The sequence below is a fragment of the Ornithinimicrobium sp. F0845 genome (genome assembly GCF_023015765.1).
GTDB lineage: Bacteria > Actinomycetota > Actinomycetes > Actinomycetales > Dermatophilaceae > Ornithinicoccus.
This window is the reverse complement of record NZ_JALKAL010000001.1, coordinates 645,096-660,185: the sequence shown is the minus strand read 5'-3', so window position 1 is coordinate 660,185 and position 15,090 is coordinate 645,096. Positions and strand designations below refer to the sequence as shown.

15 protein-coding genes are annotated in these 15,090 nt (G+C 71.5%); 8 read left to right on the top strand and 7 right to left on the bottom strand.

What is annotated here, in order from left to right; all coding sequences use genetic code 11:
• Window positions 1-36: 36 nt before the first annotated feature.
• Complete coding sequence (locus tag MWU75_RS03100; RefSeq protein WP_247088078.1) at window positions 37-1,362, bottom strand: HD domain-containing phosphohydrolase; 1,326 nt, start codon at window positions 1,360-1,362, stop codon at window positions 37-39.
• Window positions 1,359-2,795, bottom strand: a complete 1,437-nt coding sequence (locus tag MWU75_RS03095) for an HD domain-containing phosphohydrolase (RefSeq protein ID WP_247088077.1) — start codon at window positions 2,793-2,795, stop codon at window positions 1,359-1,361. Before MWU75_RS03095 ends, MWU75_RS03100 begins: the two co-directional genes overlap by 4 nt.
• Window positions 2,796-3,105: 310 nt before the next feature.
• On the opposite strand from MWU75_RS03095, the gene MWU75_RS03090 reads away from it, so the two are divergent.
• Window positions 3,106-3,255, top strand: a complete 150-nt coding sequence (locus MWU75_RS03090; protein ID WP_247088076.1) for a hypothetical protein — start codon at window positions 3,106-3,108, stop codon at window positions 3,253-3,255.
• Between the two features lie 153 nt (window positions 3,256-3,408).
• On the opposite strand, the gene rsrA is transcribed toward MWU75_RS03090, so the two are convergent.
• The 3 genes from rsrA to MWU75_RS03075 all read right to left on the bottom strand — a co-directional run bounded on the left by rsrA (window position 3,409) and on the right by MWU75_RS03075 (window position 6,195).
• Window positions 3,409-3,696, bottom strand: coding sequence for a mycothiol system anti-sigma-R factor (gene rsrA, locus MWU75_RS03085; protein ID WP_247088075.1), 288 nt, complete (start codon window positions 3,694-3,696; stop codon window positions 3,409-3,411).
• A complete protein-coding gene (locus MWU75_RS03080) occupies window positions 3,693-4,364 on the bottom strand; it encodes a sigma-70 family RNA polymerase sigma factor (protein WP_247088074.1) in 672 nt (223 codons plus the stop codon). Before MWU75_RS03080 ends, rsrA begins: the two co-directional genes overlap by 4 nt.
• A 586-nt stretch (window positions 4,365-4,950) precedes the next feature.
• Window positions 4,951-6,195, bottom strand: coding sequence for a pyridoxal phosphate-dependent aminotransferase (locus MWU75_RS03075; RefSeq protein ID WP_348647722.1), 1,245 nt, complete (start codon window positions 6,193-6,195; stop codon window positions 4,951-4,953).
• 132 nt (window positions 6,196-6,327) lie between these two features.
• Here MWU75_RS03075 and MWU75_RS03070 point away from each other — a divergent pair, with 132 nt between their 5' ends.
• From MWU75_RS03070 to MWU75_RS03040, 7 genes are read left to right on the top strand one after another with little or no spacing between them, the layout of a single operon-like run.
• The gene (locus MWU75_RS03070) at window positions 6,328-7,176 is read left to right on the top strand and encodes an SOS response-associated peptidase (protein ID WP_247088073.1); all 849 of its coding nucleotides are present in this window, start codon (window positions 6,328-6,330) and stop codon (window positions 7,174-7,176) included.
• Window positions 7,173-7,847: an alpha/beta family hydrolase gene (locus MWU75_RS03065; RefSeq protein WP_247088072.1), complete on the top strand. Its 675-nt coding sequence runs from the start codon at window positions 7,173-7,175 to the stop codon at window positions 7,845-7,847. Before MWU75_RS03070 ends, MWU75_RS03065 begins: the two co-directional genes overlap by 4 nt.
• A 52-nt stretch (window positions 7,848-7,899) precedes the next feature.
• A complete protein-coding gene (locus tag MWU75_RS03060) occupies window positions 7,900-8,400 on the top strand; it encodes a DoxX family protein (protein ID WP_247088071.1) in 501 nt (166 codons plus the stop codon).
• Between the two features lie 5 nt (window positions 8,401-8,405).
• Complete coding sequence (gene aroA, locus MWU75_RS03055) at window positions 8,406-9,782, top strand: 3-phosphoshikimate 1-carboxyvinyltransferase (protein WP_247088070.1); 1,377 nt, start codon at window positions 8,406-8,408, stop codon at window positions 9,780-9,782.
• A complete protein-coding gene (gene rsgA, locus MWU75_RS03050; protein WP_247088069.1) occupies window positions 9,779-10,798 on the top strand; it encodes a ribosome small subunit-dependent GTPase A in 1,020 nt (339 codons plus the stop codon). Before aroA ends, rsgA begins: the two co-directional genes overlap by 4 nt.
• A gap of 47 nt (window positions 10,799-10,845) precedes the next feature.
• A complete protein-coding gene (locus MWU75_RS03045; protein WP_247088068.1) occupies window positions 10,846-11,661 on the top strand; it encodes an inositol monophosphatase family protein in 816 nt (271 codons plus the stop codon).
• Window positions 11,662-11,694: 33 nt separating this feature from the next.
• Entirely contained in the window at window positions 11,695-12,393 is a 699-nt protein-coding gene (locus tag MWU75_RS03040; RefSeq protein WP_247088067.1) for a M15 family metallopeptidase, read from the top strand.
• Here MWU75_RS03040 and MWU75_RS03035 read toward each other — a convergent pair.
• Both MWU75_RS03035 and MWU75_RS03030 read right to left on the bottom strand, forming a co-directional pair.
• Window positions 12,333-13,763 carry a pitrilysin family protein gene (locus MWU75_RS03035; RefSeq protein ID WP_247088066.1) on the bottom strand — a complete coding sequence of 477 codons (1,431 nt, stop codon included), beginning with the start codon at window positions 13,761-13,763 and terminating at the stop codon, window positions 12,333-12,335. The genes MWU75_RS03040 and MWU75_RS03035 overlap by 61 nt on opposite strands.
• A complete protein-coding gene (locus MWU75_RS03030; protein ID WP_247088065.1) occupies window positions 13,760-15,052 on the bottom strand; it encodes a pitrilysin family protein in 1,293 nt (430 codons plus the stop codon). Before MWU75_RS03030 ends, MWU75_RS03035 begins: the two co-directional genes overlap by 4 nt.
• Window positions 15,053-15,090: the final 38 nt, after the last annotated feature.

The window sequence follows — 15,090 nt, the reverse complement described above, 5'->3', positions numbered from 1 at the left end:
CGTGCTCAGCCGGGCCCGGGTCGCATCCTGAGCGGCTCAGACGTCCAGCTCGACGACCTCGGCGGGGGTGACCCGCCCGTCGCGCACCAGCACCCGGCAGAGGGATCGGACCACCAGCGGGTCGTACTCGTAGCCGAGGTTGAGCCGGATGCGTTCCAGTGCCTGTGCTGCGGCAGGACGCTTCACGTGGCCGCCGGTGAGGTCGTCGAAGGCGTTGCTGACCTTGAGGATGCGACAGGCTAGGGCCAGGTCCTGGGCCTCGCGCCCGTGGCGGTAGGGCGTGGCCTGCCCGGAGACCACCATCGACAACCTGCTGAGCTCGGCCGTGCGCGCCAGGATCGAGGCTCCGGTGTGAGCGATCCGGCGCTGGTCGAGCGGGGAGATGGCGGTCGTGGCCCCGCCCGGGATGGGCCGCCGGAGGGACACCTGACCGAGGTCGTGCAGCAGGGCGGAGTACTCGAGGTCGACCAGGTCGCGCTCGGCCAGGCCCAGGTCGCGCCCGATCGCCAGGGACAGGGTCGCCACACGGTCCCCGTGCCCCACTGTGGTGAACCCGCCCTGGTCGGTGAGTCGGGACAGCGACCGGATCGTCTGCCGTTGTGCGTCCCGGACCAGCGACTGACGGCTCACCGCGAGCTGGAGGAGGAGCAGCGGCGCCAGGAAGAGCGGGATGGCGACCTGCCCCAGAGCACCCACGGCCAGCGCGATCACGGTGGCGCTGGAGGTGGTGGCCAGGGCGAGCGGCCCGACGGCGCCCACCTCGTCCACCAGCGACTGCCACAGGAGCGCGTGGGTGCTGACGGAGTGGCGCATCGCCATCAGGAGCAGCTGCAGTCCCATCGCCACGAGGGCGACCGCGAGCATCGCGAGCGCGGCCATCCACATCATGTCGTGCCACTCGTGCACCAGGACGGCCAGCGGTCGGCCGTCCAGCGGCACCTCGAGGAAGAGGATGGCCGCCACGGTCACCACCAGCACCCGGGAGGCGATCTGGTCGAGGACGAAGGCCCCGACCGACATCCACCGCCGCACGAGGTGGCCAACGAAGGTGGCCAGCGCCACCACCACGACCACGAAGCCCGCCGAGTAGCCCGTCTCCGGGTTCCCCGGCAGGGACGTCGTCATGGGCATCGCCAGGCTCGCGGCCAGCGCGATCGGGGTGAAGTCTCGTGTGCCCAGCACGTTCACGCGCCACAGCTCGCCGACGACGATCGTCACGGCGTAGACGATGGCGACCCCCCACCCACCGACGGAGATGTTGCCGATGTTGAGTATGGCGTGGAGCAGCGCGAGCGCCACCGCAGCGGCCGCGGTGTAGACGACGGCCTGTGAGCGACGCGACCAGGCCCGTGCCCGCTTCACCGGACCCCCTCCGCGTCGGGTGACCACTCGGCATACAGGTCGCTGACCAGCGGGTCGTCGTGGTCGTGGGCGTCACCGACGGCGGACCGGACGTCCTCCTCGATGACGGTCGGCCACCAGCGGCGGGTCGCCAGGGCCTCCGCGAGCGCCTCCACGACCTGTCCGTCCAGGTGTGTGCCGACCCGAGAGCGGAGCACCTCCAGGGCGGCCTCCTGGTCGAGGGCCCCGCGGTAGGACCTGGTGGTGGTCAGCGAGTCGAAGGCATCGGCCGCCGCGATCACTCTGGCGAACAGCGGGATCTCCTCGCCCGCCAACCCGGCCGGGTAGCCCCGCCCGTCGACCCGCTCGTGGTGGTGCAGGATCCCGGGCCGGGCACCGCTGAGGAAGTCGATGCCCCTGAGCATCCGCACCCCCGCCTCGGGATGGGTGGTGATGGTCACCAGGTAGTCGAGATCCACGGGTCCGCTGGCCCGCGGCATCCGCGGCGCGACCGCGATGAGACCGATGTCGTGCAGCAGCGCGGCATAGCGCAGCACCTCCGCACCCGCGGAGTCGATCCCGACCCGCGGAGCGATGCGGTCGCACAGCTCGGCGACCCGCGCGCTGTGGCCCACCGAGTAGGGGTTGGCCTCCTCCAGCGCCGCGACGATGGTCTTGACCGTGCGCACGTGGGAGCGGCGCTCCACCGAGTCCCGGCTCAACGTCCACTGGGCGATGAACATCGGCCCGAGGATGAGGACCGCACTGAACGTGCCGACTCCTACCGGTGCCCAGAGGACCACGAAGAGGAAGGCGATGAGGGCATGCGTGAGATAGCCGCCCCCCAGCCGCCGGAAGGTCCGCAGGGCAACATCCCAGACCCTCGAACCACTCGTGACCCTGGCCATCCCGCCGATCAGGATGGTGTTGACCAGGGTCATGACGACGTAGGCGAGCACCAGTGGGAGCGCCACGCGCACGAGGAGACCCAGGGGGTCGTTGTCCTCGCCGGGATAGACGCCGCCGGCAAGGCTGTAGACGAGGCCGCCGACCCCTCCGACGACCCCGGTCATCCCCGCGTTGAAGATGCGCGTGCGCAACCGCTGGGAGCGGAGGCTCCCGAGGTAGGACAGGAAGCCGACGATGACGGCACCCGCAGGCCCGGCCAGCGGCAGTGCGGCCGCCAGGATGACGGTGGCGACCGACACTCCCAGGTGCGGCCCCAGCTCCCGTTCGCGCAGCGAGGAACCGAGGATGCCGAGGACGGTCAGGACAATGACCGGGTTCCAGGTAGGAGGGCCGCTCGCCCGCCAGTCGAAAGCCGCCACCAGGACGGCGAGCAGACAGACCGACGTGATGTAGATGCCGACCGTCGCGGTGGCCTGCTCCGAGGGCCGCGGTCGGCGGCGTCGGGGCAGAGACAGGGACGCCGACGCCTGAAGGGCCTCAGGCATCGACGCCGCTCAACTCAGCGCAGGAGACCTGCGGCGTGGGCCGTCAGTCCTCCCAGCTCACGATGTCGATGACAGCGCCAAGCGCATCCATAAACGAGCCAGCGGCGAGCAGATCGAAGATCGCGGCAAACATAGTGTCAGTCCTTCCCGGGGCCGATACTCAGGACCACGACCATCGCCCCACCTGCCGGGGCGCACGTTCATGGCTGCCTACTAGGGTGTCATATCCGGGCGGAACTTGGCACCCGAGGGGCACTAAACCGCTGATTCTTTAACCAATCTTTACTCTTCGCGGCCCGAGGGACGACTTGTGCGAGAATGGGCGGCCGGACCGGAGGGCCTTGACGCCGCCGGCCCGCCCAGCCCACGACCGCGAGGAGATGCCATGAGCAAGCGTGCCCGCAAGCGCCGCGACCGCAAGAAGAAGGCCGCCAACCACGGCCGCAAGCCCAACGCCTGACCCCCAACGCCTGACCCCTGACGCCTGGTCAGGCTGGCACAGAAGGACCCCGTCGCCCTCAGGGCACGGGGTCCTTCTGTTCGTCCTTCTGTCGCCCCTGCGAAATTCTCCGTCGCCCCTGCGAAGAGGCGGCTCGAGCTCGTCACGGTCAGGTCAGCGAGGGTCCTCCCGGACCACATGGGTCGTCACCTGGATCGTGCTGATCCGCGCCATGATCTGGCTGCGCAGCGTCTCCGGGGCCGCCTCGCGGTGGCAGGCCCGCTTGACCAGCTCCTTCAGCAGGAGGTCCCGCTCGTACTCGCGCAGGCACGAGCCGCACGCGTCCAGGTGCTCCCGGATCCGCCGGCCGTCCTCGTCCGCGGCCTCGTGGTCGACATACTCAAAGAGCCGCAGGACGACCTGCGCGCAGTCGGTCTCACCCTGGCGTTCCCACTCAGTCATGACTTCACCGTCGCCTCGTTGATGAATCCGCGCTCCAGCGCGTAGTCGGTCAGTAGGTCACGCAACTGCTTGCGCCCACGGTGCAGGCGCGACATGACCGTGCCGATCGGGGTCTCCATGATCTCGGCGATCTCCTTGTAGGAGTAGCCCTCGACGTCCGCGAGATAGACCGCCATCCGGAAGTCCTCACCGATCGAGGCCAGGGCCCGCTTCACATCGGAGTCCGGCAGGTGGTCCAGCGCCTCGGCCTCGGCGGAACGGAGACCGGTGGAGGAGTGCTGCGCCGCCCGGGCGAGCTGGTAGTCCTCGACCTCGGCGGCATCCGACTCCAGGGGCTGGCGCTGCTTCTTGCGGTAGATGTTGATGTAGGTGTTGGTCAGGATGCGGTACATCCACGCCTTGAGATTCGTGCCCGGGCGGTACTGGTGGAACGCGGCGAAGGCCTTGGCGTAGGTCTCCTGCACGAGGTCCTCGGCGTCGGTGGGGTTGCGGGTGGTCCGCAGGGCCGCGCTGTACATCTGGTCCAGCAGGGGCATCGCCTCGCGCTGGAACCGCGCGGCGCGCTCGGCCTCGGTCTCCTGCTCGACGTCCACCTCATGGTCCGGGTTGGTCGACTCGTCGTTGGTCGACTCGTCGGTCGCCGGCTCGGTCACCTCGTCGTTAGTCATCGAGGTCCACGATAGCCCCGTACCGGGCGAGGAGTGCCCCGCGAACCGTAGGGCACCGGGGACCCTCACACCGGCGTCGGTGGGGGCAAGGGTGGCCAGGGTCATGCAACCTCCTGAGGTCGAGCGCTCTCAGTGGTGCACAACACCGCACCCTCGCGGTCTCTTCCCGAACCCGACCTGGCATCGCGCGGTGTCACGTCCCACAACCCCGACCGAGCATCGCGCGGTGTTGCGTCGCACAACCCCGACCGAGCATCGCGCGGTGTTGCGTCGCACAACCCCGACCGAGCATCGCGCGGTGTTGCGTCGCACAACCCCGACGAGCATTGCAGGGCGGTCCCACACGATGGGACGGAGAGAATCGACCCCAGCGCTTGACACACCGAGGAGTATCACTCTCGTGTCGCGGGCGCCTACCCCACCCAGGCGTCTTCGAGCGCCTCGGTGTTCCTCGGGCTGGCTACAGTCGGCCCGAGGAACCAGAGGGCGCCCGAAGATGCCCACCGGGCGCTGGTTGTCGCGGCCGCCAGCCTTCGGCTTGACAAACATCGGAGCAGCCTGTGCCTGCCGGTGGTGAGCTCGCGGCCTACTGGTGGTAGCTGGCCAGGAAGTTGCCCATGCGCTCCAGGGCGTCGGCCAGGTCGCGCTGCGCCGGCAGGGTCACGATGCGGAGGTGGTCGGTCGTCGGCCAGTTGAACCCGGACCCGTGCACGACCAGGATGTGCTCCTGCTCCAGCAGGTCGAGGCACAACCGCATGTCGTCGTGGATCTCGTGCACGTCCGGGTCCAGGCGCGGGAAGACGTAGAGCGCGCCCTGCGGCTTGACGCAGGTCACCCCGTCCATCGCGTTGAGCATCGACCAGGCGGTGTCCCGCTGCTCCAACAGCCGGCCACCGGGCAGGATCAGGTCCTCGATGCTCTGGCGTCCCGACACCGCGACCTGGATGGCGTGCTGCCCGGGCACATTGGGACAGAGCCGGGTCGAGGCCAGCAGCTCGATGCCCTCGAGGAATCCCGTCGCGTGCGACTTCGGACCGCTGATGACCAGCCATCCTGCCCGGTAGCCCGCCACCCGGTAGGTCTTGGAGAGCCCGTTGAAGGTCACCACCAGCAGGTCCGGCGCCACGCTGGCTATGCTGGTGTGACGGGCGTCGTCGTAGAGGATCCGGTCGTAGATCTCGTCGGCCAGGATCAGCAGAGAGTGCTCCCGGGCGATGTCGGCCAGCCCGTCGAGGACCTCGCGGGAGTACACCGCGCCGGTCGGGTTGTTCGGGTTGATGACCACGATGGCCTTGGTGCGCTCGGTGATCTTGGACCGGATGTCCTCCAGATCGGGCGCCCAGTCCGCCGCCTCGTCGCACAGGTAGTGCACGGGAGTGCCGCCGGCCAGGCTCGTGGCGGCGGTCCACAGCGGGTAGTCCGGCGTAGGGATCAGCACCTCGTCGCCGTCGTCGAGGAGGGCCTGCTGGACCAGCATGATCAGTTCGGAGACACCGTTGCCGAGATAGACGTCGTCGACGTCCACGTCCGGGAACCCGGGCTCGTCCTGGTATCGGCTGACCAACGCCCGGCGCGCCGGGAGGATCCCCCTGGACTCGGAGTAGCCCTGTGAGGTCGGTAGCGCCGCGATCATGTCCTGCAGGATCGTGTCAGGCGCCTCGTAGCCGAACGGCGCCGGATTGCCGATGTTGAGCTTCAGGATCCGGTGGCCCTCGGCCTCGAGATGTGCGGCCCGCGCGGCGACGGGGCCCCGAATCTCATAGAGGACGTTCTGGAGCTTGCTCGCCTGACGGAGCGGACGGAGCGGACCCCCGCGTTCTGACACCTTCACCCCTCCATGGTGTCACCCGCGGACCCGCGCCACCGGGACCGCCGCGCGCCAGGCTCTCTGCCTGGCAGGAGCGCTCGGTGACGTTGGTCGCTCGGTGAGGTGGTTGTCGGTGCCCGGCCGTAGGTTGGATCCATGTGCGGTAGGTACGCGGCGACGGCAGACCCGGATGAACTCATCGAGGCGTTCGAGGTGGACCTGGATGCCTCCGGGGAGGCTTCACGGAGCGTCCTGGTCAATCCCCAGGACCCACCCGTCGGCGCCCCCGACTACAACATGGCGCCGTCCAAGCAAGCTCCGGTGGTGCTCACCCGCGCCCCGCGCGGACCCGACGGGGAGAAGCAGCCCGACGCTGACCCGGTGCGCCAACTGCGCCACCTCACGTGGGGGCTGGTGCCCTCCTGGGCCAAGGACCCGAAGGTCGGTCTGCGGATGACCAACGCCCGCGCCGAGACTCTGTTGGACAAGCCCGCCTTCGCCCGTGCCGCGACCGCCCGACGGGCTATCGTGCCGGCCGCGGGGTGGTACGAGTGGCAGGTCTCCCCGGTGGCCGTGGACGCCAAGGGCAAGCCGCGCAAACAACCGTTCTTCATGCACCGCGCCGACGGCGACCAGATCGGCTTCGCCGGGCTCTACGAGTTCTGGCGGGACCGGAGCGCCGCAGACGACGACCCGGGCGCCTGGATCGTCAGCTTCACCATCATCACCACCGCCGCGGAGCCGGGCTTGGACCGCGTCCACGACCGGCAGCCGGTCGTCCTTGAGCGGGCGACGTGGCAGGACTGGCTGGACCCCGCGACGACCGGCCCCGACGAGGTGAGGGCCATGCTCGAGTCGCCCGGGCCGGGCCGGTTCGAGGCCATTCCCATCAGCACCGCCGTCAACGCCACGCGCAACAACGGGGCCCACCTGCTGGAGCGTCTCCCCGACGATCAGCTCGTGGGCGTGGTCAACCCCGCCACCGGAGAGGTGCTCGGCGAGTGAGCCCGCGCGAGGTCACCTGGACCAGTGTCGACACCTCCGAGGGCGAGGCCCGCGTCGGCGTGCACCTCCCGGAGGGTGCACTGCGGGGCACCCTGATCCTCGGTCACGGCGCCGGTGGCCCCCTGGGCTCCTGGCCGCGCGACCTGCAGAGCGCGCTGACGGCCACCGACCACGGGTGGGCGGTGGTCCTGGTCGAGCAGCCCTGGCGGGTCGCCGGACGCAAGGTCGCCACGCGACCGCCCACGCTGGACACCGCCTGGCGGGCGGTCGTGCCCGCCGTCTTCCGGGACCCGCTCCCCCGCCCCCTCGTCGTCGGTGGGCGCAGCGCGGGCGCCCGCGTCGCCTGCCGCACCAGTCCGGGAGACCCCGAGGGCAGTATGCCGAGGGCCGACGCCGTCTTGTGCCTCGCCTTCCCCCTGCACCCACCCGGCCGACCGGACCGGAGCCGGGCGGCCGAGCTGGCCGTGCCGCTGGCCGCCGGCATCCCGACCCTGGTGGTGCAGGGCAGCGCCGACCCGTTCGGCTCACCCGCCGAGGTGCGCGAGGCCGTCACCGCCGAGACGGACGCCTCGACCCTCGAGCTCGTCGAGGTCCCCGGCAACCACTCACCCTCACGGGACCAGGCGCTGGTGACGCGCACCGTCCTGGCCTGGCTGGACCGGCTAGGTTAGACCCAGGGCGGTGCACCGCCGCCCGGACACCGGCCGACCCACGAGGAGCCCCATGGTCTTCCGAAAGCTCGCCCGCCCCCTGCTCGCCAGTGCGTTCATCACGCGCGGCATCGACGCTCTCCAGCACCCGGGCTCACGCATCCCCGCCGCCCAGAAGTTCTCCGAGTCGGTCGCCGAGCCGCTCGGCGTCCCCGGGGACCCCGAGCTGCTCGTCCGTGTCAACGGGGCCGTCATGGCCGGCGCGGGCACGCTGCTCGCACTGGGCAAGTTCCCGCGGGTCGCGGGTGCAGCCCTGGCGCTCAGCCTGGTGCCCGCCACCTTCTTCGAGCACCGCTTCTGGGAGGAGTCCGACCCAGAGGCCAAGGCCGAGGAGAAGAAGCAGTTCTTCGGCAACCTTGGCCTGCTGGGCGGCGTGCTCCTCGCCTCGCTGGACACCGCAGGCAACCCCGGTCTGGTGTGGCGCACCAAGAACGCCGCACACATCGCCTCGCTCGAGTCACAGCTGGCGGCCAAGAACGCCGTCTCGGCGGTGTCCGACAAGCTGCCCTTCTGAGCGCCGTGGTCTGGGCCGCTCCCTCCGCACCGGGACCCGTCACCGGCACGGTCCTGGTGCCCGGCAGCAAGTCGCTGACCAACCGCCACCTGCTGCTCGCGGCCCTCGCCGACGGGCCCAGCACCCTGCACCGGCCGCTGGTCTCCCGCGACGCCGAGCTGATGCTGGGCGCCGTGCAGCAGCTGGGCGTGCGGGTCGAGCGTGCCCCCGAGGACCGGTCCTGGGTGCTGACCCCGCCGCCGCACCTGCGCGGGGGTGGCGCGATCGACTGCGGTCTGGCCGGCACCGTGCTGCGCTTCGTCCCCCCGGTCGCCGCCCTCGCGGACGGCCCCGTGGCCTTCGACGGTGACGAGCGGTCGCGCTCCCGCCCCATCGCCCCGCTCCTGGCGGCTCTGGACGCCCTGGGGGTCGAGGTCGACCACGGCGGTCGCGACGCCCTGCCGTTCACCGTGCTGGGCACCGGCCGGGTGGCAGGCGGCGAGATCGGCGTGGACGCCTCCGCGAGCTCGCAGTTCGTCAGCGCCCTGCTCCTGGCCGCTCCGCGCTTCGACGGCGGGCTGACGCTGCGCAACACCGGCGACCGGCTGCCCAGCACGCCGCACATCGACATGACCGTGCAGACCCTGCGCGCGGCGGGTGTCGAGGCCGGGAGCCCCGAGCCGGGTGTGTGGCGGGTGGAGCCGGGAGCGGTGGCGGGGCGGCTGGTTGAGGTGGAGCCCGACCTCTCGAGCGCCGCACCGTTCCTGGCTGCGGCGGCCGCCACGGGCGGCACGGTCACGGTCACCGGCTGGCCGCCGCGGACGACGCAGGCCGGTGACCGGATGCGCGACATCCTCACCACGATGGGTTGCCGGGTCGAGCTGACCGACGGGTCCCAGGGGGCGACGCACGACCTCACCGTGAGGGGGCCGGCACGGGGCGTGCTGCGCGGCGCGGACCTCGACCTGCACGACGTCGGCGAGCTGACCCCGGTGGTCACGGCCCTGGCCGCGCTGGCCTCGACCCCGTCACAGATCACCGGGGTCGCCCACCTGCGCGGTCACGAGACGGACCGTCTCGCCGCGCTGGAGAACGAAGTGGGTCGGTTGGGTGGCGACATCACCCAGACCCAGGACGGGCTGGTCATCGCGCCGGCCCGGCTCTCCCCGGCCGCGCTGGAGACCTACGAGGACCACCGCATGGTCATGGCGGCCGCGGTGCTGGCCCTCGCGGTGCCGGGCACCGAGATCCTCGGCGCGGAGACGGTCGCCAAGACCTTCCCCGCCTTCCAGGTCGCGTGGACCTCGCTCGTCCTCGGGCAGGACCCCGCCGCTGCCCCGAGCGGCGGCGACACGAGAAGCAGCGTCACGGACGGCGGCGTCACGGACGGCGGCGTCGGGTGAGTCGTTACGACCATCTCGACGAGTCGGTGGTCCGGGTGCGTCCGTCCCGGCGCGGCAGCCGCCCCCGCACCAAGGAACGCCCCGCGCACGACGACGCGCAGGAGGCCCGGGTGATCGGGGTCGACCGTGGCCGCTACACCACGCGCCTGGAGGACCGGCAGGTCACCGCGATGCGAGCCCGTGAGCTGGGCCGCAAGAGCATCGTGGTGGGCGATCGGGTCGGCCTGGTCGGTGACACCTCCGGCGGCCCGGATGCCCTGGCCCGGATCGTGCGGGTTCTGCCCCGCTCCTCGGTGCTCCGCAGGTCGGCTGACGACACCGACCGTGTTGAACGGGTGATCGTGGCCAACGCCGACCAGATGGTGATCGTCACGGCCCTGGCCGACCCGGAGCCTCGTCCGCGGATGATCGATCGCTGCCTGGTCGCGGCCTACGACGCCGGACTCGACCCCCTCCTGGTGCTGACCAAGGCCGACCTCGCCTCGCCCAAGGCCCTCCTGGAGATCTACCGCCCGCTGGACGTGCCGTATGTCGTGACCCGGCTGGATCCCACCGGCACCCGGGACGCCGAGGGCGTCGAGGAGGTGCTGGGGCACCTGCGGGACCGGGTCAGCGTGTTTGTCGGTCACTCCGGTGTCGGCAAGTCGACGCTGGTCAACGCGCTCGTGCCGGACGCTAACCGCGCCACCGGCGTGGTCAACGTCGTGACCGGCCGCGGCCGGCACACCTCCACCAACGCCGTCGCCCTCGAGGTGCCCGACGGTGGCTGGGTGGTCGACACCCCGGGCGTCCGGTCCTTCGGACTCGGTCACGTCGATCCCGGATCCTTCATCGAGCACTTCCCTGATCTGGCAGCGGGCACTGCGGGCTGTCCGCGCAGCTGCAGCCACGACGAGCCGGACTGCGCGCTGGACGCGTGGGTGGCCGCCGGCCGGGCGGGACCCTCCGGCGAGGTCCGGCTCGAGTCGTTGCGGCGGCTGCTGCGCAGCCGCACCGGTGACGGTAGCGACGCCTGACCAGCGCCTCCCGGGCTCTGGGGGCCTGAGGCACTAGCGTGGTGCCGATGGCCACCTTCGATGACGACCTGCGCCTCGCCCACGTCCTGGCGGACGCGGTCGAACGGTTCACGCTGGAGTCCTTCCGCTCCGACGGTCTCGAGGTCCGGTTCAAGGACGACGGCGCCCTGGTGACGGGTGCGGACACGCACACCGAGGAGTTGCTGCGGCACCAGCTGGGCCGCACCCGCCCGCGGGACGTGGTGCAGGGCGAGGAGCTGCCGACGACCGGTCACGGCAACCGGCGGTGGGTCCTCGACCCGATCGACGGCACGGTCAACTACGTGCGCGGGGTCCCGGTCTGGGCCACCCTCATCGGACTGGTCGTCGACGACGAGCCCGTCGTGGGTCTGGTGGCGGCCCCGGCCCTCAACCGGAGGTGGTGGGCGGCCCGGGGCTCCGGCTCGTGGACCGGCCGGTCGCTGTCGCGCGCCAGCCGCATCTGGGCCTCGGACACCTCACGCGTCGAGCACGCCTCGTTGTCGTTCTCCGACGTCAACTCCTGGCTCGAGCACCCACGCCGTGAGGGCTTCCTCAGGCTCGCGGCGCGCTGCTGGCGCACCCGCGCCTACGGCGACTTCTGGAGTCACGTCCTGGTGGCCGAGGGGGCCGTGGACGCGGCCGTCGACCCGGAGCTGGCAGTCCACGCCACGGCGGCGCTGGCGCCGATCCTCACCGAGGCCGGTGGCCGGTTCACCGACCTGGACGGCACCGATGGCCCGTTCGGCGGCAGTGCGGTGAGTTCCAACGGCACCCTGCACCACGACATACTCTCGCTGCTGGGTGACGACGGCCCGGTGACGGGCACCACGACTCTGCGCTGACAGCAGCCCGCTGAACTGGCAGAATAGGGGATTGTGCCCCTTCCCCGCGGTGCCGCGAGCGCCGTCCTGGCCACCCTGCTGACGCTGGCGGGGGCCGCCTCGAGCGCGCCGGACGGTCGCACCGACCTGGAGCAGCACGACCCCAGCCGCCTGCTCACGGTCGTCACCAAGGACAGGCCGATCTCCCCGCTGGACTACGAGCCGGATGACCTGGCGACCTGGCCGGGCACCGACTTCGAGATGCGGGCCGAGGTCCGCGACCAGCTGGAGGCGATGTTCGGCGCCGCGGACGAGGACGGCCTGGGGCTCCGCGTGATCAGCGGCTACCGGTCGTTCGAGACGCAGGCCGGGACCTACGACTACTGGGTGCGGCACTACGGGCGTGCGGCCGCCGATGCCTCCAGCGCCCGGCCGGGGCACAGTGAGCACCAGACCGGACTGGCGGTCGATCTCGACGGCACCACCGGTGGGTGCTACCTGGATCCGTGCTTCGGGGACACGGACGAGGGCAGGTGGGTCGCCGAGCACGCCCACGAGTTCGGCTTCGTGCTCTCCTACCCGCAAGGGTCCCGGGCGGCCACCGGCTACACCTACGAGCCCTGGCACGTCCGCTATGTCGGGCCGCAGGTCGCCGGCGACATGGACCGGCGGGGCATCAGGCTGCTGAGCGCCTACGTGGGAGTCCCGGCCTCCTCCACCCGCATCGGCGAGCTGTTGGGCTCGCGCGGCTGACGCACCACCTCGACCGGTCCCCGACCCAGGTCCCGGATGCCGTCGGCGTGGCGGGCGTCCCCGACCAGGATCACGGTCCACGGCTCACCGCGGTGCCGGTCCCACGCGGTCCGTGCGACCTCGGGGTCCAGGGTGCGGACCTGGGTGACGGTGCGGGTGACGAAGTCGACGTCCAGGCCGTCCAGCGCCAGGGACACGGCCTCGCCCGCCACGGCCTCGCACGTCGCGAAGCGCGCGGTGGCGGTGCGCGCCTGGTAGCGGGCGGCGTGCTGCAGCTCGGCGTCGGTCAGGTCGGATCCGCGCAGGTCGAGGATGGACAGCAGCGCGTCCACCGCCTCGACGGTGACCTCGTCGCGGACCGACCCGATCACGGTGAACAACCCTCCATGCGAGCGGGGCCGGAAGCCGGCGCGTATCCCGTAGGTGTAGCCCCGTTCCTCGCGGAGCACCGCGTCGAGGCGGGCGTGCGGCGACCCACCCACCGCGAAGGACAGCACCTGGTAGGGGCCCCATCCAAGCGGGTCGGAGCGGTCCGGGCCGGGCCCGCCGACGTGCACCTCGGTCTGCACGGCACCGGGACGGTCGACGAAGACGATGCGGCCGCCGTCGGCCGCCCGGGCGCCCGGGTCGCCGGGCAGGGGTCGGTGGCCGGGGTTGCTGGGCCACCCGGCGAAGGCCTCCTCCAGCACCTCGCGCAGCTCGATGCCGGTCAGGTCACCGGCGACGGCGAGCACTGCGCCGTCGGGGTGCATGGTGCCGGCGTGGTGCGCGCGGACGTCCTCGGGGGTGATCCGGGCGACGGTTTCACGGCTGCCGCCGGCGGGGCGGGACGCCCGGTCCGCGGGGTCGAAGTAGGTCGCGATGAGCCGCAGGGCGGCCAGGCTGGCCGGGTCCGCCCGGTCCTGGCCGATGTCTGCCAGCCGGTGGCGCACCTCGCGGCGCACCTCCCCCTCCGGAAAACTCGCGTCGGTCAGGCACTCGACCAGGAGGTCCAGCGCGCCGGTGAGCTCCCGGCTGATCGTGTCCAGCTCGACCAGGATGCCGCGCTCCCCCACCCCCGCGTGCAGGGCGATCCCCTTGCGCGCGAGCAGCTCGGCCATCTCGTCGGCAGTATGCCGGGTGGTGCCCAGGTCGAGACAGCGGGCCATGATCAGCCCGACGCCCTCGACGTCCTCCGGCTCACCGGCGAGCGGGGCCGGGATGCCCAGCTGCACCGACAGCACGTGCTGCCCCGGCATGTCGAACGCCTGGACCCGGAGGCCGTTGTCGAGGACGAACTGGTCGGGCTCGGGGAAGCTCCACGCGGTGGGATCGGCCACCTGCGGTCGCGGTGGTGCCGGGCGCGCGGTCTCCTCGTGCGCGGTGGTCATGCCACGCCCTCCGTCGGCTCGTCGGCGGCTGCCGTGAAGGCGACTGTCGCCCGCGCGTCGGGGGTCAGCCAGCGTGCCGCGGCCTCGCGGACCTGTGCAGCGGTCACCTGGCGAACCCCGTCCAGGTAGGTGTTGATGTGTCCGGGGTCGTCGTGCAGCAGCGTGTAGTGGCTGATCAGGTCGGCCCGCTCCTGGTGCCCGGCCAGCGCCTCCAGCCAGGAGCGCTCCGTGTCCGCCAGGGAGGACTCCAGCTCGACGTCGGTGGGACCTTCCGCCGCAAACCGTTCCAGCTCCGCGCAGACCGCGAGCTCCACCGCGTGCGGGTCGGCCGACTCGGCCACGTCGACACCCAGGAAGCCCAGGGACGCGCCGTCGACGAGCCCGAGCGAGGCGCCCGAGACGCTGGTCGCCAGCTCCTCGACCCGGACGAGGCGACGGTAGAGGCGGCTGGTCGTCAGGCTGCCGAGGGCATCCAGCGCGACAGCGCAGGCCAGGAACTCCGGGGTGTGTGCGACGGGCAGCCGGAACCCGAGATAGAGGCGGTCGTTGGGCACGTCCTCGGCCCGTTCCCGGCGGGGGGCGGCCTGCAGGGGCGGCAGTTGCGGCAAGGGTTCCTGCGCCGTGGGCGGCTGTGCCGGGAGGTCACCGAAGTAGCGCTCCACCACGGCGAACCCGGCCTCGGGGCTGATGTCGCCCACCAGGGTGAGCACGGAGTTGGCCGGGGAGTAGTGGCGCCGGTAGAAGGCGTGCACGTCCTCCAACGTGGCTGCGTCGAGGTCCTCCATCGACCCGATGGTCGGGTGGTGATAGGGGTGGCCCTCGGGGAACACGAGGGCGCCCAGGTCCGCGATCGCCGTGCCATAGGGCTGGTTGTCGTAGCGCTGGCGCTTCTCCTCCTTCACCACGTCCCGCTGGTTGTCGAGGTTGGCCTGGGTCACAGCCTCCAGCAACCGGCCGTGACGGTCTGCCTCCAGCCAGAGCGCCAGCTCCAGCGCACCGGTCGGCACGGTCTCGAAGTAGTTGGTGCGGTCGAACCACGTCGTGGCGTTCAGCGTGCCGCCCTGCTCCATGAGCAGGGTGAAGTGCTCCCCCTCGGCAACGTTCGCCGACCCCTGGAACATCAGGTGCTCGAACAGGTGCGCCAGCCCGGTGCTGCCGGGACGTTCGTGCCGGGAGCCCACGCCGACCCAGATGTTGACGGTGACGGTGGGCACGGTGTGATCGCGGCTGACGACAACCCTCAGCCCGTTGCTGAGGGTGCGGGTCGCGATCGGGTAGTCCAACGACATCTGGCTACTGTAAACAGGATGCTCGCGGCGAGCGGCAT